We start from the raw sequence: 24,961 nt of genomic DNA, 5'->3' as shown, positions 1-24,961 counted from the left end.
TTCTTTATTTTAAAATTATAAATATGGAGCAATATCAATATCTCCCTTTACTGTCCACATTCCATTTTCCATTACCTCCTGCAGGACGATAAGCTTTGCTCTATTATTATTGATGTAGGCCGTGCTCATTTTTACTGTTATTAACGGAGTTCCGGCGTAAGGATCTAAGGAATTAGGTTTGTAGAGCTCAAGCAATACATTTCCAGTAAAATAGGTAATGGTTGGCTTTAATTCAGTGAAAGTATTCTTTCCGATGTTATCATAAGTTGCAAGGACAGCCCCGGAACTTTCTCTTTTGAGAATACCCTTAACGTTTTGGAGGCTGGAACCCGAAAATTCTCCCAAATTTGGAAAAATAAACTCAAAGCCGACTCTGCCCAGATTTACTGTCGGCTTGGTTACTGATGTTTGGAGAAAAATTGTGGGTAAACTGATAAAATTTATCGTTTTATACTGATCTATATTATCATAGTTGATATTGAATGTTTTAATTTCCTTCCCCGTATTACTATTGTAAATGCCAAGTAAATTATTTTCACCATTATCCAAAACAAATTTTAATTGGGTTAAAATATTATTGGTGTAAGAAGTCGCTCCACCAATTACTACGGGTTCTCCATTAAACCTTAACTGTAATAAATCAGGATTGGAATATCCTTTAATGTTTACTTCTCCATATTTCTGGTCAGCATCATTCAATTGTAAAGTTTCGTCTGTACATGAAAATAAACCCATTGCTATGACAGAAAATGTAATAATATTTTTAGCCATTATACTTATTGTTTTAGCTATTTTGCGTTTATTTTCGTTTAAGAATTCGAGAATATTCGATTTCATTTTATTTATTTTAATTATTTCAATATTAACTAAGAGTTCTCCCTGATTCTGTTTAAGCTGATAAAAACCATGAACGCTACTTTTAGACTGCCTACTGCAGTTTTTAAGTGTCCACAGGTAAAATCAATCACCTGTGGACGTATTTAAACAATATATCTTCTATTTGATTCGGATAAAGCTTACATCATTGTGCTAAGTTTTTCGATATAAGGGGCAATAAAACAACTAACAATGTATAAAGGCCAGTTGCAGTTTAGATAAAAACGGTTATTTTTTGATAAATTTCGTGGTGTATGATTTATCATCAGCACTTATAGACAGCATATAAATACCTTTTGGTAATGTACTAACATTAACCTGTCCATTGTTTACTGTTTGGTTTAATACCAGTTGCCCTGCTGCATTGTATATTAATACAGAAGCCTTAGTCATCTCTTTCAGATAAAGCACATCAGTTACAGGGTTCGGATATATTGTTACCGCTGATTTAGTATTTGCTTCACGAGTCGACAAGGTCGATTGTTGTGTTGCAAAAATCTGCATCTCATCGATTTGAAAACTTAAACTTGAATTTGTATTGAGAAAGGGTAACTGATCAAATCCAATACCGCCAGAGTAGTTACGGTTGGTCCAAAAACCTATATAGATTTTTTGACCTGCATACTGCGAAAGATCTGCTGTTGCCTGTGCAAATAAAGCATTGCTTGCCGCAATATAATCTGCATTGGTGATATTTAATCTTGGAGGCAATGCATTAGGATTAGTGGCATAAGCCGCCACAATATTAGCACGTATTGCCTGAAAATCGGAAACACTCGGTACTGGTTTACTTGGAGTGCTTACATACACAAAAATATCTTTATAGGTATTGTTACTTGCAGAAGTCGTGTTATAGGTAATCACTCTTCCGATCATTGCCGCTAAAGTAATTTCTCCACTATATGTTGACAGATCAATTTGTGGGGAAATTGCCCAGTCTTCAACATCATTTTCATAGCCTGGCTTAAGGTTAGCAGGACTGCCTGTTACATTAGGAATATAAGCAGTATGTCTCAAAACAAAGTTTGGTGCTACCTCAGTGTATACGTTGGTACTTGACTGGCGAACAACGTGTGGCCCAACATTCCATGTATTGCTATTATTATTACCATCGATAAACTGCCAACCTGCTACTTCTGCAGGAGTATCAAAGGTTGTTTCCCAAGCAACATATAAGTTTTGTGATTTTAAGCTGATACTTAGCAGTACCGCTAAGCTGATAATTATTTGTTTCATATTATTTAGATATAAAAAACAGGCAGCAGTAAGCTGCTGCCTGCTATTGTTAACATATTAAAAAAGATTAAAAACCGCTGTATTTTGTCCAAACACCATTATAATTCCATGATCTTGGAGCAATAGTCCAGCTACCTGAATTAAAGAATGGATTTCCTGTAAGGAAGAACACTGAAGCCGGTGATCCCGTAGCAACATTAGCAATCGTAGGTGTTCCTATTGTAGCATTGGTAAATCCGTGTGCATAAATCGTTGAAAGATTTAGTGGTGCTAAGGCAGAACCTGTTCCTTCAACTCGAATACCTGTAGGGTATCCGGTAACTAATGCATCATTAAGTGTCAAGCTTCCACGTCTTCTGATATGGATTCCGTTTTCGTATAAAGCACCCTGTGTTCCGTTTTGTGCACCAATAACCGTCAGATTATTAATAACCGGATGAGTAATTAACGAAGTTACAGTACCTCCTGAATTGTTATCCAGCTCAATACCGTTAGAGTCAGGACTTCCACCACTTAAGCTATGTGTGGAGTTATAATCAGCCAGGGCAAGTGCATTTGTAACTGTACCAGTATATCCATTATCAAAATCGAACCCATCATCGTCTTGTGCAAAAGCAATTAAATTAGATGCATTTACAGTTCCTCCAAACCACTCAAAAGCATCATCTTTTCCATAAGATACCTGAATGTGATCTAAAACTGTTCCTGATCCAACACCACCCAATGTTAAACCATTGATCTCATTTCCAGAATTAATACCAATGTCAAAACCGCCATATTCAATACGAACATACGTTAATGAACCTCCGTTGTGAGATGAATTTGTTCCACCATAAAAATATTGAGATCCAGATAGACCTTCAATTGTAGTGTCAGTACCTGTATTTGTTGGTGCATCTCCTAAAATAACTACTCCTCCGAAATCACCAGGAGCACCGGTTGTTTCAGAATCACAATCCAATAGGTTATAGCTGGTAAATACCACCGGAGCAGAAGCAGTTCCGTTAGCATTTAACTTCCCTCCTTTCTGTACAACTAAAACACCCGTAGCCGCACCATTGGTACTAGGTTTTGCTTTGATAAAAGTTCCCGCCTCAATGGTTAATGTTACTCCACTTGGAATATTTACGATACCATCAAGTTCCCAAATTTTATCTGACGTCCATGTCATAGTCGTTAAATTACCTGACACAGTCTGTACAGGTTTAGAACACTCTGCATAATCTGCAGACGCCGAATGCATGTCAAAGTTAGAATCTGCTTCCGCTACGGAATCGTTTTGGCGACAAGCTGTCAGAGACAAAGCTGCGATCGCTACAAGAAGAAAATTTCTCATAATATTGGTTATTTGGTTACTTTTGCTGTGGGCTTCGCTATATTTATGCCCACAACAGATTAAATTCGGGGAGACAATGCCTTTTGTCTCCCATTTTGTTTTTTTTGTTTCTTCACGTTTTCAATGTCGAAAGGCACAACAATGAAAAGTGCTTACCCAATTACCCATTAAAACCGGCACTTGACGAGCATGGTTGATATCTCTTAATCTCAAATGTTCTCACTCCGAAAGGCGGGTTTTCTAAGGTAATATTACTGTTAACAATGAACGCTATTCTTATCAGCTTACAGGCCGATTGTATTTTAAACTTCTATCTAGAACTTGGTGTAATTTCATATATTTCTTTATCCGGCATTTTCAAATACATTCACTTTAAAAAGTATAACTTATGTTTATTCCAAAGGTTCTTCCTCTGTATGCACGAAACAATATTTTGTCTATATTTCTATCATATTTATCAGTAGCTCCGGGTATCAGATGCATAGATTCTCTAGTAGTAACAAAAGTGCCAGGGGTAGCACCTTCCGCTGAATAGGAGTTATTGTTGTTATAATATTCTATAACCCTGTTAAAAATATTTTTTGCATTAAGTTTAATTTCCAGATTCCTGTCTTTAAGCATCTTATATGAAATCTGTGCATCAGCAACAGCGTAAGGAAGCTGGATTTCTTCGGCATTATAATCATAACCAACCGTAATATATTGTTCTCCTTTAGCATTCCAAAGAAGATTGAGTCCCAATCGATCGCTTTCATAAGAAAATCCGAGGTTGTATGCCCATGGCGTTTGTCCGTAAAGCGGTCGTTCAACTTCATATGTCTCTGCACTATTCTTTGTGTCAAAACGATTCTTAAAAGCAATCACTTTGGTATCATTATAGGTGAAATTTCCGCTGATAAAAAAATGTTCTAAAAAGGAATCTTTTACAATAAAACCAAGGTTCTTTCTGACTTCAACCTCAACACCTTTCAGTTTTGCATTTTTAGAATTTCCGTTATAGAGATATAAATTACCTTCATTAGATATATATCCTTCGCGTTCAATAGGGAGATCAAGGTCTTTATAATAAAGCCCGGCAGAGATAATTTCGCCTAATCCCGGAAACCATTCGAACTTGAAATCATAATTTTTAATTACAGATGATGTCATTTGTGTATTATAGATGAGACCGTTGGCAACGGGATCAAAATATGGCAATCCGGTTCTTTCGTTAAATTGGGGACGAATGACTGATTTACTGTAGGCCAGTCTAAGATTGATCTTACTCGTTGGGCTGTATGTAAAATTGGCGGAGGGCATCCACTGCCAAGCTTTGTCATCAATTACTTCTCTATTCAGATTTCTTGAGTCTTCCTCATCGATCTGTTGAGAAAGTTGATCGTATTTGAAATATTCAGCCCTGACACCCCAGACCAAACGGAGCTTACTTCCAAAACGATTGTCAAACATCAGATAGGGAGCGTGCTGAGTAACTTTACCTTCGTACTTGTTATTTTTATATAAAGGGCGGGTTTGCCAACCTATTCCCCCCCGGCAGATAGTATGAGCCATTGAACCAGTTTGACAGTGACCCATACATCAATAAGTAATTTTTTTCAGTATTTGGAACATCCCTGTTCTCATCAACTCTAAGAAAGAATTTTTCCTGTTGATTGGTATTATTTTTTAGGGTTCCTGCGTATCCTGTTTTAATATCATTTCTGAAGTTACCGATATTTAAACTCCATTTGAACGAAACTCCGAAATTGTAATCCGTTTCTTTATTTTTTATGATACCTCTGGCGAAATTATTACCTGAATTATAAACTTTATGATACGTTAAAATTTCACTTCCAATAAAATCGTAAAATGTCTGATGCATTGTATAATCTTTCGTATCCGCCTCTACTCCAGTTCTTGCAGCAAACCAGCTTAATTCGGTATTTCCAATTTTGTGGCTTCCTTCCAGTTTATTTTGTAATAAGGTCTGATAAATTGGATAATCTGTATTATCGGTATATGGCCTGTCCAAAGTCGAAAGTTGAGAAATATCATTATTCGGAATTACACCATTATAGAAGTAATTGTAAGATGCTTCTGCATTTTCAGGCAGTCCGCTTCCGTTAGTATATTCGTTCCAGCCTGTTACCTTTGTAAGCGTATTATCATAGATGTGGGTATATGAATTACGGAATGAAAACCTGTTCTTTCCCAGCTGCAAACCAAAGTTTAACATTGCTGCTGCTGTTGAATTGTAGTTGAAGGACGCTCCCTTGTTTTTAAAATTATAAAATTTAAAGGATGTTGCTTCATCCGTAAAGTACGAAGTGTCAAGCCAGTTTCCTCTTCCTGTATGATCAATATTTAATTTATTCTGTTCATTTCTTATAGTTACAGCTCCCGCAAATCCCCATTTATCATTATTTTTAAGCTGAAAACTTTTACCAAATGCCAACTGGAAGCTGGAGTTTAAGTCAGCTGTTGTTTGATAAGTTGAAAAGTTATCTTTAAACTGTTTTGACTGCTCAAAAAACAATTGGTTATTCCAATCCATAGGCTCTAATCCCTGGGGAAAGGCCTTCGTCCCGTCATCATATCCCCAGTAGTCGTATTTTCCACGTTTACGGGTAAGAAATTCTTTAAATGTAGAGATATCATTATAAGATGTTCCCATATTTATGGTAATAAAATCTTTATTCGGGATGTCCTTGGTTTTTACTTCAACATAACCTCCTGCAAAACTTGCGTTCATGTCAGGCGTTGCAGTTTTGCTTACAACAATGCTTTCTACCATTGCAGTCGGAATAATGTCAAAAGAAAAATTATTATTATATGCTTCCGTACTTGGTAGATTAATACCATCCATTGCCGCTGTATTCCAACGTTCACCCATCGAGCGCACTACCACATATTTGTTATCAATTGTAGTGACGCCTGTGACTCTCTTTAACGTTGCACCAACGTCGCTATCTGGCGTTTTGGATATTTGTTCAGCCGAGATCCCATCGCTCATCTGAGCCGCTTTTTTTTGCTGAATTAATAAACCTGCCTGTGTATCAGCCTTTCGAATCCCCGTGATTACCACTTCTTTTATAGAAGTTTCTTTATTAGAAAGTGGTTTTAATGCAAAAGAAACTGCATTGGTTTCATTTATTTTTATAAAAAGCTTTTCCACACGTAAAGGACTATATTTATCTGCTACCACAGTAAGGGTGTATTCTCCGGCAGTTATATCCAGCGTAAAATTACCATTGTTGTCTGTAATGGCCCTTCTTCCCCCTACGATCACTTCCGCTCCAATAACGGGATCCCCGACTTCATTTACGATCTTTCCCGACAGCCTTCCGTTTCCCAAAATATCAGAGTGGTCTCCATTATATTTCAATGACACGAGATTTCCACGCATTCTGAATGTCACAGGCAGACCAGCTGTAATTTCCTGCAGGCATTCCTTAATCGAAATACTCTCACACTTTATATTTTTTACTTTTAATCCTTTAAAATCTTCTTTTGAATATGTTAATCCTAAACCGGTTTTTACGGCAAATTCATCAAGTGTTCTAACCAACGGACTACTCGCAGAAACCTCAAACGATACCTTTTGTATCAATTCCTGTCCATGTAATGATACTGCAAAAAATACAACAGCAACAGTAAGCCCGCATTTCATTATTTTACTCATTATAATTGATTTCCTTAATTATTTGATTTGTTTATGAATAGTTTTTTATTTTTTAAGTGTGTAGGTGTTTGTATTGTCTTTCTCTACTTGAAGGCCAACCGCAAAGGCTAATACCTCAATATTATCATCAATACTTCCTTTAAGTTCTGCCGAAATTCTTTTTGAGGCAATTCCTGTAGGATAGATGATATTTATTTTATAATAATTTTTTATAACACTGATAATTTCCCCGAATGGAACCTCATTGAAACTCAGGGATTCTATTTTTGTCACGGATTTCCCCGACTTCTCATCAATATTCTTTGAATAAACTGCTGCTGTACGAGCGATCCCGAAATTGGTCCAAACCTGATTAGGTTTTAAGTAACAAAGAGGTGCGCCTTCATAAGAAACAGCAACTTTACCTTCATATAAATCTACTGCCTTATTATTCCCGGACTGTGAGATTTTAAACACTGTACCTAGCACTTTGGTACTGAAGTTTTCAGCCTGAACCACAAATGGATGTTTTTTTGATTTTGCCACCGAAAAGATTGCATCACCTTTTAAGCTTACCCACCTGGTATCTTCAGGAAATGACTTTTCAACGGTCAATTTTGCACCTTTTAATAAGGTAACTACAGTACCGTCTTTCAAAATTATTTTTTGGGTTACAGATTTGGCAAAATAAACATCCGATTGAAAATATGTTTTGTAAATAGAAATACCACTCAATGATAGTAACAATATTATAACTGCAGCTGGTATAAACGTTAACAGCCTTTTTGTAGTGAAATAGCTGCTTTTTTGAAGAGTAACTACAGAACTTTGTTTTATATTCAACAATATATGTTTCTTTGTTAGATCCAGATGTTGGATATCCAGATCTTTTAAAGCATCTTCTTCCAACAATTTTGAAAGCTCAGCTTCATTTTTTGTCAAAGTTTCACCTGATGTTTCCCTACCCCAGAAAAAGAAAATAAATGCCTTTAGCTTATTGTCTTTATTGTTTTTCATTCTAATAGATTAATTTTTTACTTTTTGTATAATGCAAGAATGTAAGGAACTTACCCTCTCTATTTATATAACAGGTAAAATCTTAAATACTCCCTCAGCATTTTTTCAAATTTACATATCAACATATTATGAAATAAAGTTTTATTAATAATTTAAAGTTCTAAATATCAAGCATTTAAATTGTTATTAAAATATTATCAGACTACAATCATTAATGATTAATTAACAATCAACTATGGATTTATTCATCGAAAATTAACATTAACATCCTATTTTTGTAGTGTAAAAATTATCTCATGGGTAAGACGGATTTAGTTCTTCTAAAAAAAATTAGAACTGGGGACCAGAATGCGTTTTCACTTCTATATAACCGTTACTATGAGGGCCTTTATAAAATGGTCTTTGTAAGAACAAAAAATAAATATAGTACTGAAGAATTGCTTCAGAATTTATGGCTGAAAATTTTCGAAAACCCGGAATTTGTTCAGGTTGATGATGAGCAATGCGCTAGAAAATATTTATTTCGTTACATGCATTTCAGAGTCATTGATTTTTACCATGCCTCAAGCAGTAATCCTGAAAATTCAGATATTTCAGAAGATCTATTAGATGATATAAGCGCTTCAGAATATTTTGAAATTTTTGAAGAGAATGATATACAGGAGCTATTTGCAATGATTAAAGATGTTCTATATGGTGTTACTGATACAGAGCAGAAGGTATATGATTTGAGGATCCGCCAGAATAAAACGGTAAAAGAAACAGCTCAAATACTTGGTATTACTGATAAGACAGTGCATAATAAACTAAACAGTGTTCTCACCAAAATTCGAAGTCAGGTAGAGCCAAAGTATAAGTCTTCCAAAAATTTGCTTTATTTTCTGATGTATATAGAAATGGTTTCTACTATGAATTAATTTGCTTACTCAAGTAGAATACGCTCTCAGTGAAACCTGATTCCGTTCATCAAACATCTTCACCATTGGGGTAACAAACAACTGGAAAAAGAAGTGATCTCGTGTGAAAAATGATAGTAGATTATGATAAGTTGCATATTATACGAATGACTTTATTTTGCTTATCGCCATATTGAACCATACAGACAAGTAAATTGAACCGTAGAAGAAAGTAATTTAGTTAATAAAATGAAGACCTTTGTCCTATCACATTAAATCAATCAAATGTCAGAAATTACTAAAATTCAATTGGGTCATAACGGACCTATGGTGTCTAAACTTGGTCTGGGATGTATGCGGATGTCATCGATCTGGGGCGGCCCGACGCCGGATGAGGCTGAAAGTATTGCTACTATTCATCAGGCTTTGGATAATGGGATCAATTTCCTAAACACCGGAGATTTTTATGGTGCTGGTCACAATGAGATGCTCATTGGCAAAGCGATCAAGGGAAAACGTGATGAAACCTTCATCAGTGTCAAATTTGGGGCAATCTTTCATAATGGGCAATGGATCGGGATGGATCTCCGCCCAATAGCGATCAAGAATTTTGTCAACTACTCTCTTACCCGGCTGGGAATAGAGACCATTGATCTTTACCAGCCAAGCAGAATGGATGACAGCGTACCTATCGAGGATATCATCGGAACAATTGCCGGCCTTATTCAGGAAGGCAAAGTACGCCATATCGGGGTATCAGAAATCACTGCTGAGCAGCTTCGTACTGCTAACGATATTTATCCGATCAGTGCACTGGAAATTGGTTATTCTTTGGCAGACCGCCAGATCGAAAATGATCTACTATCCACCGCCAGAGAATTAGGAATCGGTGTTGTAGCTTTTGCCAATACGGCCGAAGGTTTGTTAACCGGTGATCTAAAAGCACCACTTTCACAAGATGACTACCGAAATTATTTCTCCCGTTTTCAAGGCGAGAATCTTATCCATAATCTTGAAAAAGTAGAAGTCCTTAAACAGATGGCTATTAACAAAGGCTTTACACCAACACAACTTGCCATTGCCTGGGTGAAAGAGCAAGGCGATCATATCATGCCATTGGTGAGTATGAGCCGCAGGTCAAGGCTGCCTGAAAATATCGCCGCGATGGAAATTGTGTTTACTCCTGAAGAAATGAACATTTTAAACACTACATTTGCAATAGGTTCCATCAAAGGCGGGACCTATCTTCAAAGATAAATGGAAAGCCCAGCAGAAATCCTTCCCGGTGTTATATTCTACTCTTACCTTTCTTCGGAACGGAAAGAAAAAGCCTGCATCTGGAATCATCATACTTTGGTCATGCAGGTTTCGGGTCAGATGGTTCTGGAGAACCTCGGAGCAACATTTGATGATGTCTGCCGGCGAAGTATTGCTGATTCACAAAAATCAGCTGGGAACTCTTACCAAAACGCCCGAGCCGGGCGGACATTACGAGACCATCGTCATCTCGCTTCAGGAGGATCTGATGCGTAAGATAGTTCTGGAAGAGAAAATGGAAGCCTATGCTAAATATAATGGGCTTCCAAATCTCATTTTCCCGAATAACGAGTTTCTGAAAGGGTATTTTCAATCCATTGTTCCCTATGCCAGAAACTCGGGTGCTGAAATGACAGACGAAATGGGACTTTTAAAGGTGAAGGAAGGCATTAAATTAATGCTGCATGTTGCACCGGTGCTCCGCAATTTTCTATTCGATTTTTCCGAGCCTCATAAGATAGATCTTGAAAGATTTATGCTCAGCAATTATCGCTTCAATGTTCCGGTAGAAAAGTTTGCACAGCTCACAGGACGAAGTCTTTCAGGATTTAAAAGAGATTTCCAGAAAACCTTTGAAATGCCACCACGAAAATGGCTGCAGGACAAAAGATTGAATGAGGCGCGGCACTTAATTGAAAGTAAAAACAAAAGGCCCTCATCCATCTACCTAGATCTTGGGTTCGAAAGCCTCTCTCATTTTTCTCACGCATTTAAAAAGAAATTCGGAAAGGCACCTACTTTAGGTTGATAAAAAGTTAATTAAAAATAAAATGAATACTTTTAAGTACATTTATATGTAAATAAATCTTGAAATAAACTCAACTATCCCAGCAAAGTCAGCAATTCCAGACTTGTACTTTTTAAATTAAACGACTTCCTAAATACCAAAGGTGTTTGACTGCCACCAATACCAGATTTTGTTTTCTTACTGCCAGTTTCAGGGCTATGGCTTCTCCGATTCCACCTGATGCTCCTGTTATTAATGTAGCTTTCATTACTTTGTTCCTTTAATTTTGATGGTACAAAATTGATAATCTCCATTAACTAAAAAGTATCCAGAAGTCGGTTATTTGTGCTCAATTGGCAGTTTGTATAAATGGAAGACTAATTATATCTTATCAGGGCGCATTATATTTAGTAGACCCAAAAGAGCTTCAAGCTATTAACAATTTCCTTTATCTAGTACACATGGCAAATATGACAAAACACCCGAGGAAGTTTGTAACTCGTTTATGCTATATCATTTTAATGGCATCGAGCCTTTTTTGCAAACCAGTAATGAGATTTTTTGTAGCTACTGAACCAATAGGCAAACGTAAGGGAGGATTTTTTAATGCAGTACATTCAATAATCGCCCCTGCAACATCTGCAACATTATCCAGTTCACCAAAGCCCGCGTCGATAAATTTTCGAATTTCATGAACCGGGGTACTTTGATAAACGTCCATAGGTTCAGCGATCCTCAGGCTGTTTCCAAAATTAGTACCGGTAGGCCCGGGTTCTGCAATGGTAAACCTGATATTGAATGATGAGACATCCTGGGAAGTAGCTTCCACAAAACCTTCGATTCCCCACTTAGAGGCATGATAAAGACTGAACCCAGGATAGGTAATCTGTCCGCCTTCAGATGATACCTGAACAATATGTCCACCTTCGGATTGCTTTCTTAAAAAGGGAATCAAAGCCTTTATCAGCATGATGGAACCCAATAAATTTACCTCCAGTTGTTTTATGATTATTGAACTATCCAATTCTTCTACTGCCCCAAAAACACCTATTCCTGCATTGCTGACTGCAATATCAATTTGTCCCAATTTTTTATAAGCATTGGTGACCGCTTTTTCGATGCTTGCCAAATCCGTCAGCTCCAAATAATCCACATGAAGTCTTCCAGAGTGTTTTTCAGCCAGATCATTTAGCAGTTCCGGCTTTCTTAGTGTGGCAAAAACCGTATGTCCTGCCTCTAAAAGTTGTTCCGTTAAATTACGTCCTATACCGCTTGATGTGCCCGTAATAAACCATTTTTTATTCATAGTAGTTCTTTTTTACAGGGCAAATTTCGAACTAATGACATATTGGTAGTTAACGAAATAAAAACCAATAGTTATAAAAATCAAACTTTTCTATACATGGATGGAGATATACCTTCGTGTTTTTTGAAAAAGCCCGAAAAATGGGTAAGTTCGCGAAAACCCAAACGATGGGAAATTTCCGAAATATCAAGATCGGTATGCTTCAAGAGCAGTCTCGCTTCTTGTAAAAATCGCTCCTGGATAAGCTGCTTTGTGGAGCTTCCCATGTTTCCCTTCAAAATACGGTTAAGATAGTTCGGATGTACGGACAATGCCTCCGCAAAATCAGAAGCTCTATTTAAAATACGACCATGCGGCATTATTTCTGTATTGAACTGTTGTTCAAGTAAATCCAGAAATGCTTTTATAATACGTGTCGAAGTTTTATTATGCCTATCTACATTCGAATCTTGGGGAGACAGTTTCGAAGCAAAATGAAGAAGTTCATATATTTTACTCCTGATTAAATCATACTTGTGCTCATTATCGCTATCATGCGTATCTTCTATCACTTTAAAAATGCCATCTAAACGAAAAAACTGTTCCTCTTCCAGTTCAAACACCTTTAACCCATCTTGTTGGAAAACGGAGTAAGCTCCCAATGAACCAAAATTATGGAAAAAGTCAGTATTAAAAATACAGTAAACCCCGCTATGCTCCCCATCATTTGGTATCCAGTTATACGGACTCAAAGGATTAGCAAAAAAAATTGCGGCTTTCCTGACTTTATAGGTCTCTTCAGCAAAATGAATGTTATAGGAGCCTCTAAGTAAATTTATTTTATAAAATGACCTTCGGTTATAAGCTATAGGTCGTAACGCACAAGGGTCTTTTTCTGTAATCCGCAGAATATTAAAGTTGCCCGGATTAGATTTGTGTCTAATTTCTGATTGATCTAAAAAGTCATTTATACTAATAGTCTGCATAGTCCAAACTTATAAAAAATAAACTATTTTCCAATTCTTACACCCAATTTTTTTAAGTTAATTGCATGCAGGACAAATTCTGACCCCATCCTAAAATTGCTTGCATGCATAGCCAACGCCATAGTCTTACAGGAATGGCATTCAACATATTTTCAAACAAAAACGGCAGGAGTCTATACTTCTGCCGTTCTTATTAAATCTGTTTTTGTTTACAATAGCTCACCCATCCCGAATACCGTCAAGCCTCTGGCAAACTGTTCGGCTACGGCCTGGTTGGCGGCTTCTATATATTGTCCGGTTATGGGGTCAACCACGGTGCGTAATGGCCGGGTGCCTTTTGGAGTAGCGATAAGTTTTACAATAGCATCAGCAACATCCTGCGGATTAGGAGTTTTAGCCTGCATCTCTCCGCCTAACGCGGCTATCATTTTATTGGGGATATCGGCAATGGCACCGTAGCCCTCAAATACTCCCTGATCAGATGCAGGGTTGTTTTTTTGCTGCATTTCCGTAGGGAAAGCACCCGGCTCTACAATAGCTACATCAATACCTAAACGTTTTACCTCGTAATGCAGTCCCTCGCTTATTCCCTCAAGTGCAAATTTTGAGGCAGCATAAATGGTAGCGAACGGGAATGCTACCCTTCCAAAGCCACTGGTTACGTTAATGATCAGTCCGTCGCCCTGTTTGCGCATGGCGGGCAGCACTTGTTTCATTAGTCGCCAAGGCGCATAAACATTAATATCAAAGGTAGTATGCACATCGGCTACGGTAAAGCTCTCGGCCACACCGGTCATGCCATAACCCGCATTGTTCACCAGCACATCAATAGTGCCTTCTTTCTCCAAAATGGTGTTAACAGCCTGTTTCGCACTCTCATCGTCTGTCAGGGTAACATCCAAAACGGTCACGTTCTCTACGGCCGCAAGAGCAGCCGCTTTATCAGCATTACGGCCCTGAGTATCGCGCATCGTAGCATACACTTTATGTCCTAAAGCAGCTACGCTTTGGGCGGTCAGCCAGCCAAAACCACTATTTGTACCAGTTATTAATACGATCTTTTTGCTCATCTTTTTTATTATTTTAAATGAATATGCAAATATTGAAAATAGTAGTAAAAAAACATTTACCAAATGGTAAAAAGCATCATTAACGGATATTCCGGCGTATACGACTTAACGATTGCTGGGTGACACCCAGATATGAAGCCACGTATGACAGCGGGATGCGATTGATGAGGTTGGGGAACGCCTCAATGAATGACAGATAACGTGTAGTGGCATCTTCTGAGACCAGCGGACTGCGCCGCTCCATGGCCAGCGTAAGGCATTTTTTTACCATCTTCGCCTTCATCATTTCCCAGCCCACAATGGTATTAGATATATCGTCCCAATCCTTTTTATTAAAAACAAGCACCTTGCAGTCGGTCACAGCCTGTACATATTCTGAAGCAGCGATCTGCGATTCGAACTTTTCGTTATCGACTACAAAATTGCCTTCGTCCACAAAATAATTGGTGACCTCTTCACTCTTGTTGTTATAATAACAAAAGCGGAACACACCTTCCAACACGAATGCTACATAACGGGGCACCTTACCTGCTTCCGACAGGTAGTCGTTCTTTTTAAATTCGAGCGTTTCAACTTTGCTCAGTAAAAATTTGATCTGCTGTTTGTTCAGGTCACCAAACTGCAGGATAAGATTTATCATCGCTTCCATCAAGTAAAGATAGTGCACATCGAAAAGCACTTAATTACCATATGGTAAAAAAACGAGGCGAGCCTGACAAATTGCGTAAGTTGTCAGAGCATGTTTTCCCGCGCCGCCTGATAAACAGTCCTTACGGAAGGTTGAAAGCCCAAAGTGCGGGCCAATGATGCATCAGCATGCAGATACCAAGGATTCACCAGCGGCTCTGCGGATGAAGTCATGGTTTCACCAACAAGGCGCAATAATTCGTAAAGTGTGGTTGGCGCCTCATCTGCGATATTGACCACCCGCCCATCCATAATCCCTTGTAAAGCCATCATTATAGCCGTATATATATCGCGATGATGAATGGTGCTCATCCGCATCGCCGGATGATATTTAGCCGCGACTACATGTTTAGGCAAGTCTTCCAGGTGGCCGTCACCATCCCCATACACAAATGGGAAGCGAAGAACTGACCAGTTCAATCCGCTTTTGCGTAACTCATTTTCAGCAGCCACTTTGCTGGCCGGATAGGCATGCTGCGGGTTAAGTGCATCATCCTCCCGGCCGGGGTGAGGATTGTTCATATCGTAAACATGGCTGGTACTTGCAAAAATGAAGCGGGCATCCGGGGAGTTGCGTTTTACAGCATCAATGAGGTTTTGCGTACCCTCCAGGTTACTTTTCCAGATGAGATCCGTGTCCGGTGAACGAAACACGGCTGCCAGATGAATGATGGCTTTTGCATCTTTTACTGCTTTTTCCAGCGATGCGGGATCAAACAAGTCTCCATCTATAGCCGTTATTCCGGCCGCAACCTGTTTTCCACGTACCAGTGCGAAACAATCATACCCTGCTTCAATAAGGCGGGGTAAAAGCCTTGAACCTATCTGACCGGTTGCACCTGTTACCAATATTTTACCAAATTGTCTGTCCATAATTAAATTATTTTAGACAAAGGTGGGGTTAATGTAGTAGTCAGGTGTGGACAAAAACCGCTTTTATAAGGACAAATCCTGATAAAAGCCGGCTATCGTTTTACCAGTCACTTTTTTGAATAAACGCGAAAAATACCCGGGGTCATTAAAGCCGAGCTCAAATGCCAGTTCCTTTACCGATGTTTTTTGGTTATGATATATTCTACGCCTTGCCTCGATGATCAATCGGTCTGTGATGAATTCCTTTGGGGAAACGCCGGAATGCTGTTTTACAATCCTGTACAAACCATCTGTACTTAAAGCCAGCTTTTCTGCGATCTCTGTTATGGACGGCTGATCAGTAAGATTCTCTTCCACAAATAGCTTAAACCCTAAAAATTTATCAAGGTTTCCTGCCGTGTGCTTTTTATGCATTACAAAATAGGCGGCGTTTATTTCTGTAAGCAGGCTGTTCAGGTAAGCCAGGATCAGTTCCGGATCAGTATCGGCAGTACGTAGCAGGTCATTTAAGGTTTTGAATGTAGTACAAAGCCTAAGTGCAGCATCGGGCGGGAAACTGATTTTCTGCTGGTTCAGAGGGTTGAGCAAAAATGGGAACTTTCCCGGCAACCGCGAAAGGCATTCGTCGTCAAATCCCAGTTTATAGTAATCTACGCTGTGACCAGCTGTCAGTTGCCTGAGCTGATGGGGTAATGCAAATAAAAGCTCATGCCTGCTAACCGTGATGGTTTCCCCGTCGATAACCTCCTGACTACTCCCATGCAGCACAAAAAGAAGGAAATAATAAGGTAAACGTTGAGCAGAAACATATTGAGCCGCCAACTCCGGAGATACATGCCCGAACTCCGGGGAAACAATACGTATAGAAAGTCCTTTGTTTTGACTCAGATTTTCGGGAAAAGTGTTGTTACTGCGCATAACTTCTAACGATCATTAGTAAACGAAGTTAATCAATTATTTTTTTTTATGCCTTAAAAGAGAGGTTGAAACTATCCCAAACTCTTTTTTTGAAAGCAACGGAAAAAACGAGACAGAGATTCAAAACCGAGTTCCAAGATAAATATCCGAAGGTTCAAAACTTATATGAGTATTTCAATTGAAGGACTGACGGAAATCCAACGGACTTTGCTTTGTCTTGCTCTTAAATAATTTATTGAACGACTGAGGATGCTCAAAACCGAGCTGATAGGCGATCTCACTTACGGACATCTGCGTTGTAGACAATTTTTCTTTCGCTTTCTCGATCAGTTTCTCATGGATGATCTGCTGCATCGTCTGACCTGTCAGTTGTTTCAACAGGCTGCTTAAATACTTAGCGGATATGTTCAATGCACCGGCAAAATACTGTACAGTTGGTAATCCTTCAGACAGCAGTGCTTCGTTGTTTAAGTATTTGGTTAAGAGCTCTTCCACGCGGTTTAACACCTGATGGTTAGTGATCTTCCGGGTGATGAACTGGCGCTGGTAAAAACGTTCGGCGTAATTCAGCAAGGTCTCCAGGTGTGAGATAATAATGTCCTGGCTGAACCTGTCGATATTGGAATGATATTCAGTTTTAATATTTTTAACTAAGTCATTGATTACTTCCTCTTCCTTATCTGAGAGGAACAGCGCTTCACTGGTAGCATAGCTAAAGTATTCGTATCGTTTAATCTTGGCAGCAAGTGATGTGTTCCAGAGAAAATCAGGGTGTACGAAAAGCATCCAGCCTTCCAGATCCGGAGGTACGCCGCTGTCTTCACCACGCAGGATCTGACCGGGAGACATAAAAGCCATTAATCCTTCATCAAAATCGTATTTCTGTTGCCCGTAATGCAAACCATCACATCCTCTTTTCATTGAAATCACATACAGGTCGAATACGACCGCATCTATACCTGTATCATTTCTGAGGCCTTTCAGGTCAACGATGCTGATCAGCGGGTGATGAGGTTTTGGAAGTCCCATCAAACGGTGTATTTCTGTTATGGAACTGATTCGGTAAGGTGTACTACTGTTAGCCATGTTGCATTTATTTAAATTTAAACGGATAGTTGAGCCATATCATCACTAATGGCATCACTAAAAACGGGATCTCTATCAACGCAATACGATAATTTCCCGCCCGCAGCGCAAGCCCCATGATCATAACGATCAGAAACGCATTTAGCATATTGCCAAGGAAAAAAGTGTCCGGGATCAGCAAAAGTATCCCAATTACTACAGCTACAGCAGTCATATATGGCATGAATGTTTCGCTGATCCCTAAACTCTCTATCATCTTAACAGACTCAGGATTGTTTTTGTAATATACGGAATCCCAGGCATGTTTGAAACTAAGTACTACCGAAATGAGCAGCAATACTGTGGAAATAATGTTTTTCATCATGGTTTAACTAAGGATAAAAGTATTCATGATATAACCTCCGAGTATTGCGATCGGCACACCGATTATTGCGCTTGTTAACGCTTTCCTGGCTTTATTTGGATATGCCTTCCTGTGCCTGAAATACAGGAAGAACCCTATAGGGGGAACGACATTGGACACAACAAACCAAAACCTCGACAAATTGTCTTTATTATCTTTCATGAGCATTGTTTTTATAATTAATTACTGAACCCTTTTCCATTTAAATGATTTCCCCACCATTGGAATTCCTTTGTAGCCACGGGTTTCAAGGTCATTACGGCTTTTCAGTTTTCCTTTCAAACTATAGGTGTTTCCATCCTGTATGCTATACAGCTTACCGTCTACATACTCGCCGTCCTTATAGACAAGACCGGTGATATGTGTAAGACCTTGCACAGACCTGTTGCGGAGTTTTTCATCAGGATTTTTAATGTCTTTCTTTGATGTTTTGCCATCGGTTTCAAACATCTTTTTTGACCATAAGAGCTTGGCGGAATAAGTGTTTCCTGCTTTAAATACTTCAATTTTGTAATCATCACATTTCCAAACTCCGATAATTTGATCTGCAGGTAGCTTCTGTGCAAAGGACGCCAGTGATAACAGCATCGTAAACAGTGCTAAAATTGTTTTTTTCATAACTGATTATTTATTGTTGATTATTAAGTTGTTTAAATTTTTCAAATTCCTTGTGCCCAAACTTCATCAATTGGTTAGGCATCAAGCGGCTCAGAAATTTTATCACATTCACCAGGAATGGCTTGATCTCAGTCTGGTCGTTCAGAAGTCCTTTGATGGCTACACTGACCAGTTTATCCACCTCCATCATTTGACCCGGATTTGGTGGCAGCACCCAATCATTCTGAAGGTTGGTATTCACCCCTGGGGGAACCAGTTCGAATACCTTGACACTGGTTTTGTTCAATTGCAGGCGCAGGGCCTGAGTATAAGCATGAACTCCTGCTTTTGAAGCGCTATAAACCGGAGCGGTGGAATAAGGCATAAAAGCAATGGCAGAGGAAACGTTTACAATGGCCGCCGAACGCTTTTTGATCAGGTGCGGCAAAAACTGATGAACCATCCGGATCGTTCCTGTGAGATTGATATCGATCTCACGGGTCATGTTTTCCAAATCCTTGCCTATGTCCTGAACGTCCAGTAACCGCATTTCACCTGCATTGTTAATGATTATATTCAGATCAGGGAATTGTTGCGTCATCTCTTTATAGAGGCGCTCAATGTCGTGCGGATCACTTACATCGCTCTGAAAAACTTGTATTTTTGGAAAATGCCTCTTGGTATCATTTAAGGCTTCTTGTTTACGACCTGTAATGATGATCGTTGATCCCAGCTGGGTAAGTTGTTTGACAAGTTCCAACCCTATACCGCTCGTTCCTCCTGTAATCAGGATGGTGCTATTCTTTAGATCCATTTTTTTCTGTTATTGTTGATACAAAGTTCTGCCAATATCGCTGAGCAGATGTATCCAAAATTCGCGAAGTTGTAGTAAAAAGGAATATTTGCAGGTTTATAACAGGTTAACAGTCTAAGCTTTATTTAAGATCGCAAACACCATTTGCTATACAAACGTTTTTAGACAATAAACCTATAACAAAAGAGAAATTATTGGAAACACTTGCTGAAAACAAAAAATCCTTATTTTTCGAAGTAAGGACAACAAAGAATAACTGACAAATATTTTAAACCCTAATTGTCAGCGAAGATATACTGTCTTTAGATATAAAGATTATAAGAAGTCTGAAAATATTCATTAATCTTATCATTTATTTTGATAATCAAATTAAGATAAAAATTCAATTTATCGGAAGTTTATATTATTATTTCAAAACAGGTATCTTAACAAAACTATCATTAAACCAATGGATAATCAATGATTCTTTTGCATCTGCATGTCCTATGTTCAAATTTTTAGAGCTTTGATTTTAATCTGCTTAATGTTTGATTGGTCAAAACCCTCTTGTGGCCTCTTCTCCTTCTTTATTAACGCTAAAAAGTCGTATGCAATCTTTGTTTACAAAATAGAAATGTTTACAGATTTCGTCTTCTTTCAACAGAAACTCGTTTCGTTTGGTCTTTTTAAATTTGAAATATGAGGAGATATAAGAAAGTGTCTTATCGTCAATTTCAGTTCTTGATTTAAAATATTTTTCTAATTGTATATACACTTTAAATGTTTTAGCTTTCGTTACATTGCAGTTAACTGCAATGTAACGGATTACGTCAATCTCATTTATTAAACTATCTTATGAATACAATAGAAAATGTTCTCTTTCTAACTTGCATTTTTCGACAAACTTCTTCAACTTTCAGTCATAACTTTGCATGTGTACATCCAAGTATTTTAGTCCTCTTTTTCTTAAAAACATTTCCCGCTTTTAAAATGCTTTAGAAGATTCTATTATTATAATTACGTAGATAGCTATAACCTTAACAAATTGATATTGCTAATCTGTTTAAATAAATCTTCATTATTATTAATTAGAATAAATAAAAATTATATAAATTTGCCGAAAATTTATAAACTATGAAGAAAGCAGTAATTCCTTGTTTGCTTTTATCAGCATTTCTAGGTGCGCAACAAGTGAATGATTCGTTAAAATCGAAAGATATTGATCAGGTTGAAATCATTGGAACAAAATCCGTTATTGCTGATAAGAGTGAGTATGTCGGAAAAATCCCATTAAAAAATCTTGAAAATCCACAGGTCTATACCGGAATTACCAGCAGGCTCATTACACAACAAAAAATTTACGATCTGGAAGATGTCGTACGCTATGCACCGGGACTGAATAAATCCAATGATGGCTGGGCCGGCAATATTATGTATGGCGGGGCCAGTTTTGTCATGAGAGGCTTTTCAACTCAAATACGTGCGACCAACGGATTGGCAAGTGATATCGCTTTGACCACAGATATTCAGAACGTTTCCAGAATAGAAGTGATCAAAGGGCCTTCTGCCACCTTGTTCGGAGGGGTCGTTACGACCTACGGAGGCTTGATCAATAGAGTCACAAAACAGCCTTACAAGGAAATGAATGTCGCTACAGAAGCCAGTGTCGGTTCTTATAATTTTCAGAGAGTCGGGCTGGATGTCAACTTACCGATAAATCAGGAAAAAACACTTTTATCGAGACTCAATGCATCTTATACCAATCAAGGAACCTTTATGGATAACGGAGGCTATGTGAGAAATATTCTGGTTGCGCCATCATTCTCCTACCAACCCAATGATGATCTAAAATTTACGGTCAATACGGAAATATTCAGCACACAGACAGCGGGAAAAGTAAACGCCTTTATGTTTTCTATTATCCCTTCTAATGTGAAGCAATATCTTCAGCAGATTCTACAGCATCAAGGCACTGACCAATCTGCTATCGATCAGATATTAACTAAATTGCCAACTACAATTAAAGAGGCTTTCGGAACCAATAATGTGAATGAAATAGGTCTAGATCGTAAGCGTTCCTTCACAAATAAAAACATGACCTCCGGCTCAAAAGGATTTAATATTAATTTTGAGGCAGAATACAGGATAAACCCACAATGGAAATCTGTGACTGCAGGTATTTTCAGTTCGGGGTCTGACGACGGATATGAAAGCAGGCATATCATTTTACCCAATGTTGTTCGAGCAGTTCTTACTACGTTTTCTCCAGGTCCTATTAATTATGGAACGCCTGGCGCAGATTATATGGCCAGAACCTCCAGGAAATATGAGAGTTCTGTCGATGCGCACGATATCCAACAAAATTTCATTGGGGATTTCAATATAGGTTCTCTTCGAAACCGTATGGTCATCGGAATCGATTATTATCATTACAACGGTGTTTCCAACTGGCGTAATTATACCGGGAAGTTATTTACGGTTCCCTACGAATCTATTTTTGATGTCGTAAAAATTAACGGAGACAATCCGAATTACTACGATTTTGAACGTTATGCCGTAGATAAATTGTTGCAAAATAATCAGGCAACGAAAACCACCTACGGCAGCAATACAAATATCTACAGTGCTTATGTGAATGACGTACTTAATATTACTCAAAGCCTGCTTTTGAATGCCGGGGTGAGATATGACCGTTTCAATGCCAAAGGAAGCTATAACGGAGTCAGCAATACCTGGGATGGAGGCTACAATCAGAACGCATTTTCTCCAAAATTCGGTATCGTTTATCAACCTGTTCTGGACAAAATCTCATTATTTGCCAACTACCAGTCCGGATTTAAAAACGTTGCGGGAACTGATGAAAAGAACAATTCTTTCAAACCTGAGCAAGCCTTTCAGTGGGAAGCAGGTGTTAAATTCTCATTCTTCAATGAAACATTCACCGGAAGCATGAGCTATTATGATATTACAGTTAATGATAAAGTAAGAACTAATCCTGACAACCTATCCTTCAGTATTCAGGACGGAACCCAGAGGAGCAAAGGCTTTGAAGCGGAAATTTTGGGTAACCCAATTCCACAACTTAACATAATGGTAGGATATGCCTACAACGACAGTAAGATGACGAAGGCAGATCCGTCTATCGAGGGACTTAGACCAGCTGGTTCCGGACCGTACAATCAGTTCAATGTCTGGGGGCATTATCATTTTACAAAAACATTCCTTAAGAACATGAGTGTTGGTGCCGGGATCAATTATGTAGGGGAAACATTTGTGATGAACCAGAATCCGGATGGCGCTTTCATCGCCCCGGCCTACTCTCTGGTCAGCGCAAAAATATCTTATGATACGCTTAAGTACAGCTTAGGATTACGTGCCAACAATTTATTGAATGAAGAGATCTGGACAGGAAACTGGTCTGTTACGCCTCAGATGCCTCGCCAGATCATCGCAAGTATTGCCTTGAAATTCTAGTTATATTATATCACTAATGACCGGTGAACTCTGTCAGTAGATTTTACCGGTTTTATACTATTAATTTTTATGTTTTTGAAAAAAATACGAGCGCTCCGATCCAGGAAATTAAAAAAGATGCAATGGGCCTATCATCAGAAACGATGGTTTGGAAAATGGCATTTGTATGTAGGTATTTTTGCCGGATTAATACTAACCATCGTAGGACTTACCGGCAGTATTCTTGTTTTTCAGGATGAAATCGATCAGGCACTCAACCCGGAACTTTTTGAAGTTGCAAAAACACAAAAAAAGAATTCCGATAGAAGAGATCATCCCCATAATACAATCCAAATATCCGGGTATCAAATTCGAATATATTATGGATACTGATGAAAATAATCCTTTGTCAACTTATCGGTTCTATGGTTCCGATGATAAACAGGAATATTTTATCAATCCCTATACAGCAGAGTTGTCGGGGAAAAGAATCGCAAGCAGTGCATTTATAAGAGTAGTAACAACGATCCATAGAACCTTGCTTATTCCCCAGGCGGGAAGGTATATTGTGGGTTTGGCTGCACTCTGCTTGATCATACTTACTATCAGTGGCATCAGGTTATGGCTGCCAAAAAAGATCAAGCATCTGAGAAAAAGTCTTTCGGTTGATTTTAAGACAAGCTTCAAAAGACAAAATTATGATTGGCATAATGTACTAGGTGTTTTTAGTGCACCTGTTGTTATCAGTCTGGCCTTAACAGGTCTGGTGATTACTTTCAACACAGTATTTATTGCATTGTTGTTTTTATTCAACGGCAGGTCTCCACAATCTACAGCTTCCATTTTTGGATCTAAATCAACAGTTATCCCACATCAAAAACCATTATCTCCTAAACAGCTGAGCAAAAAGATATATAAGCTATTCCCTGATATTAAAATTAAAGGCATTTCCATTCCAAAAGAACAGAACGGGTCTTATCGTTTTGATGTGTATAAAAAAGGTGTTCCGAAAACAGGAGAACGTATGCTATTTATTGTGGACCAATACTCAGGTAAGATCCTGGTCAACAGTGAAACTGATTTTCCCAATACAGGAAAATCGTATTTAAGCTGGGTCACACCTCTTCATTATGGGACATTCGGCGGATGGCCTACCCGTATTCTGGCACTACTGGGTAGTTTAATTCCCCCAACATTGTTTATAACCGGGATTATCATCTGGTGGCCTAGGTATAGGAAACAACGGAAAAACAGGAACTTCGGAAAAACTGCTGGAAAAGCATCAAAAGAAAAATCGCCGGAGAATTTAAACTTTATTTTTTATTTCAAAAACGGAATCCGTTATGCATTGGTGATATTAACTGCATCACTTTCTTGTGGAGCTTTATACGGGATCAGTTCAGGGATTGTTACTGCCCCTGCATTTTTTATGGCCTATTATATAAGTATGATTGTTGCCGTTAATTTCATTATTTCTGTGATTTGCTTTATAGTTCGTTTGATAGGCTTACTTTTCAGAAAACAAGGAAAGACATTAGTGAGATATTTTGCTTATTCACTTGCTTTTGCACTCGTATTTATACCTTTAATCGTGATCTTGAATGTTTTTGATGTTAAAATTTTCTAACAGTTTGGCGGCTTCTTGTAAAGGTGATTTAATAATTTTTACACTTTAAAATTGTACTGTTTTTCGGTGAGCCTACAACCCAAAAAGCTGATCGATCTTGTCATTTCAGATGTGTATAGTGTTTGTATTAGCTTGCAG

Annotated in this window: 23 protein-coding genes; 6 read left to right on the top strand and 17 right to left on the bottom strand. The window is 38.3% G+C overall.

Going from position 1 to position 24,961, the window contains the following annotated elements; translation table 11 throughout:
* Window positions 1-15 precede the first annotated feature (15 nt).
* The 6 genes from AAHI02_RS01750 to AAHI02_RS01725 form a co-directional block, all read right to left on the bottom strand.
* The gene (locus AAHI02_RS01750; protein ID WP_346985169.1) at window positions 16-837 is read right to left on the bottom strand and encodes a hypothetical protein; all 822 of its coding nucleotides are present in this window, start codon (window positions 835-837) and stop codon (window positions 16-18) included.
* 267 nt (window positions 838-1,104) lie between these two features.
* A complete protein-coding gene (locus tag AAHI02_RS01745) occupies window positions 1,105-2,112 on the bottom strand; it encodes a T9SS type A sorting domain-containing protein (RefSeq protein ID WP_346985168.1) in 1,008 nt (335 codons plus the stop codon).
* Between the two features lie 67 nt (window positions 2,113-2,179).
* Window positions 2,180-3,448 carry a hypothetical protein gene (locus tag AAHI02_RS01740; RefSeq protein ID WP_346985167.1) on the bottom strand — a complete coding sequence of 423 codons (1,269 nt, stop codon included), beginning with the start codon at window positions 3,446-3,448 and terminating at the stop codon, window positions 2,180-2,182.
* A 372-nt stretch (window positions 3,449-3,820) separates the two neighbouring features.
* Window positions 3,821-4,999 (bottom strand): TonB-dependent receptor, encoded by a 1,179-nt coding sequence (locus AAHI02_RS01735; protein WP_346985166.1) that lies wholly within the window; start codon window positions 4,997-4,999, stop codon window positions 3,821-3,823.
* On the bottom strand, window positions 4,944-7,109 hold the full coding sequence (locus tag AAHI02_RS01730; RefSeq protein WP_346985165.1) for a carboxypeptidase regulatory-like domain-containing protein: 2,166 nt from the start codon (window positions 7,107-7,109) through the stop codon (window positions 4,944-4,946). Before AAHI02_RS01730 ends, AAHI02_RS01735 begins: the two co-directional genes overlap by 56 nt.
* A 45-nt stretch (window positions 7,110-7,154) precedes the next feature.
* Entirely contained in the window at window positions 7,155-8,105 is a 951-nt protein-coding gene (locus tag AAHI02_RS01725; RefSeq protein ID WP_346985164.1) for a FecR family protein, read from the bottom strand.
* A 296-nt stretch (window positions 8,106-8,401) separates the two neighbouring features.
* Between AAHI02_RS01725 and AAHI02_RS01720 the strand changes: the two genes are divergently transcribed.
* The 3 genes from AAHI02_RS01720 to AAHI02_RS01710 all read left to right on the top strand — a co-directional run bounded on the left by AAHI02_RS01720 (window position 8,402) and on the right by AAHI02_RS01710 (window position 11,066).
* Window positions 8,402-9,022, top strand: coding sequence for a sigma-70 family RNA polymerase sigma factor (locus AAHI02_RS01720; protein WP_346985163.1), 621 nt, complete (start codon window positions 8,402-8,404; stop codon window positions 9,020-9,022).
* A gap of 264 nt (window positions 9,023-9,286) precedes the next feature.
* On the top strand, window positions 9,287-10,258 hold the full coding sequence (locus tag AAHI02_RS01715) for an aldo/keto reductase (RefSeq protein ID WP_346985162.1): 972 nt from the start codon (window positions 9,287-9,289) through the stop codon (window positions 10,256-10,258).
* A 28-nt stretch (window positions 10,259-10,286) separates the two neighbouring features.
* Window positions 10,287-11,066, top strand: a complete 780-nt coding sequence (locus AAHI02_RS01710) for an AraC family transcriptional regulator (protein ID WP_346985161.1) — start codon at window positions 10,287-10,289, stop codon at window positions 11,064-11,066.
* Between the two features lie 112 nt (window positions 11,067-11,178).
* On the opposite strand, the gene AAHI02_RS01705 is transcribed toward AAHI02_RS01710, so the two are convergent.
* From AAHI02_RS01705 to AAHI02_RS01655, 11 genes are all read right to left on the bottom strand, one after another.
* Entirely contained in the window at window positions 11,179-11,313 is a 135-nt protein-coding gene (locus tag AAHI02_RS01705) for a hypothetical protein (RefSeq protein ID WP_346985160.1), read from the bottom strand.
* Window positions 11,314-11,553: 240 nt separating this feature from the next.
* The gene (locus tag AAHI02_RS01700) at window positions 11,554-12,351 is read right to left on the bottom strand and encodes an SDR family oxidoreductase (protein ID WP_346985159.1); all 798 of its coding nucleotides are present in this window, start codon (window positions 12,349-12,351) and stop codon (window positions 11,554-11,556) included.
* 80 nt (window positions 12,352-12,431) lie between these two features.
* Window positions 12,432-13,316, bottom strand: coding sequence for a helix-turn-helix domain-containing protein (locus AAHI02_RS01695; RefSeq protein WP_346985158.1), 885 nt, complete (start codon window positions 13,314-13,316; stop codon window positions 12,432-12,434).
* Between the two features lie 209 nt (window positions 13,317-13,525).
* A complete protein-coding gene (locus tag AAHI02_RS01690; protein WP_346985157.1) occupies window positions 13,526-14,386 on the bottom strand; it encodes an SDR family oxidoreductase in 861 nt (286 codons plus the stop codon).
* Window positions 14,387-14,465: 79 nt separating this feature from the next.
* Window positions 14,466-15,035, bottom strand: coding sequence for a Crp/Fnr family transcriptional regulator (locus tag AAHI02_RS01685; protein WP_346985156.1), 570 nt, complete (start codon window positions 15,033-15,035; stop codon window positions 14,466-14,468).
* Between the two features lie 83 nt (window positions 15,036-15,118).
* Window positions 15,119-15,946, bottom strand: a complete 828-nt coding sequence (locus AAHI02_RS01680; protein ID WP_346985155.1) for an NAD(P)-dependent oxidoreductase — start codon at window positions 15,944-15,946, stop codon at window positions 15,119-15,121.
* A gap of 63 nt (window positions 15,947-16,009) precedes the next feature.
* Entirely contained in the window at window positions 16,010-16,864 is an 855-nt protein-coding gene (locus AAHI02_RS01675; RefSeq protein WP_346985154.1) for a helix-turn-helix domain-containing protein, read from the bottom strand.
* A gap of 174 nt (window positions 16,865-17,038) precedes the next feature.
* Window positions 17,039-17,950 (bottom strand): helix-turn-helix transcriptional regulator, encoded by a 912-nt coding sequence (locus tag AAHI02_RS01670; protein WP_346985153.1) that lies wholly within the window; start codon window positions 17,948-17,950, stop codon window positions 17,039-17,041.
* A gap of 7 nt (window positions 17,951-17,957) precedes the next feature.
* A complete protein-coding gene (locus tag AAHI02_RS01665; RefSeq protein ID WP_346985152.1) occupies window positions 17,958-18,314 on the bottom strand; it encodes a hypothetical protein in 357 nt (118 codons plus the stop codon).
* Between the two features lie 222 nt (window positions 18,315-18,536).
* The gene (locus tag AAHI02_RS01660; protein ID WP_346985151.1) at window positions 18,537-18,971 is read right to left on the bottom strand and encodes a DUF2147 domain-containing protein; all 435 of its coding nucleotides are present in this window, start codon (window positions 18,969-18,971) and stop codon (window positions 18,537-18,539) included.
* 10 nt (window positions 18,972-18,981) lie between these two features.
* A complete protein-coding gene (locus AAHI02_RS01655; RefSeq protein WP_346985150.1) occupies window positions 18,982-19,764 on the bottom strand; it encodes an SDR family NAD(P)-dependent oxidoreductase in 783 nt (260 codons plus the stop codon).
* A 1,113-nt stretch (window positions 19,765-20,877) separates the two neighbouring features.
* Here AAHI02_RS01655 and AAHI02_RS01650 point away from each other — a divergent pair.
* From AAHI02_RS01650 to AAHI02_RS01640, 3 genes are all read left to right on the top strand, one after another.
* Window positions 20,878-23,217 carry a TonB-dependent receptor gene (locus AAHI02_RS01650; RefSeq protein WP_346985149.1) on the top strand — a complete coding sequence of 780 codons (2,340 nt, stop codon included), beginning with the start codon at window positions 20,878-20,880 and terminating at the stop codon, window positions 23,215-23,217.
* 117 nt (window positions 23,218-23,334) lie between these two features.
* Window positions 23,335-23,589, top strand: coding sequence for a PepSY-associated TM helix domain-containing protein (locus AAHI02_RS01645; protein WP_346985148.1), 255 nt, complete (start codon window positions 23,335-23,337; stop codon window positions 23,587-23,589).
* Window positions 23,486-24,823 carry a PepSY-associated TM helix domain-containing protein gene (locus tag AAHI02_RS01640; RefSeq protein WP_346985147.1) on the top strand — a complete coding sequence of 446 codons (1,338 nt, stop codon included), beginning with the start codon at window positions 23,486-23,488 and terminating at the stop codon, window positions 24,821-24,823. The genes AAHI02_RS01645 and AAHI02_RS01640 overlap by 104 nt, the downstream gene beginning before the upstream one ends.
* Window positions 24,824-24,961 lie beyond the last annotated feature (138 nt).

It is taken from the genome of Chryseobacterium sp. POE27 (genome assembly GCF_039727685.1).
GTDB lineage: Bacteria > Bacteroidota > Bacteroidia > Flavobacteriales > Weeksellaceae > Chryseobacterium.
The sequence above is the reverse complement of the archived record's forward strand: the minus strand, read 5'-3'. Positions and strand labels throughout refer to the sequence as shown.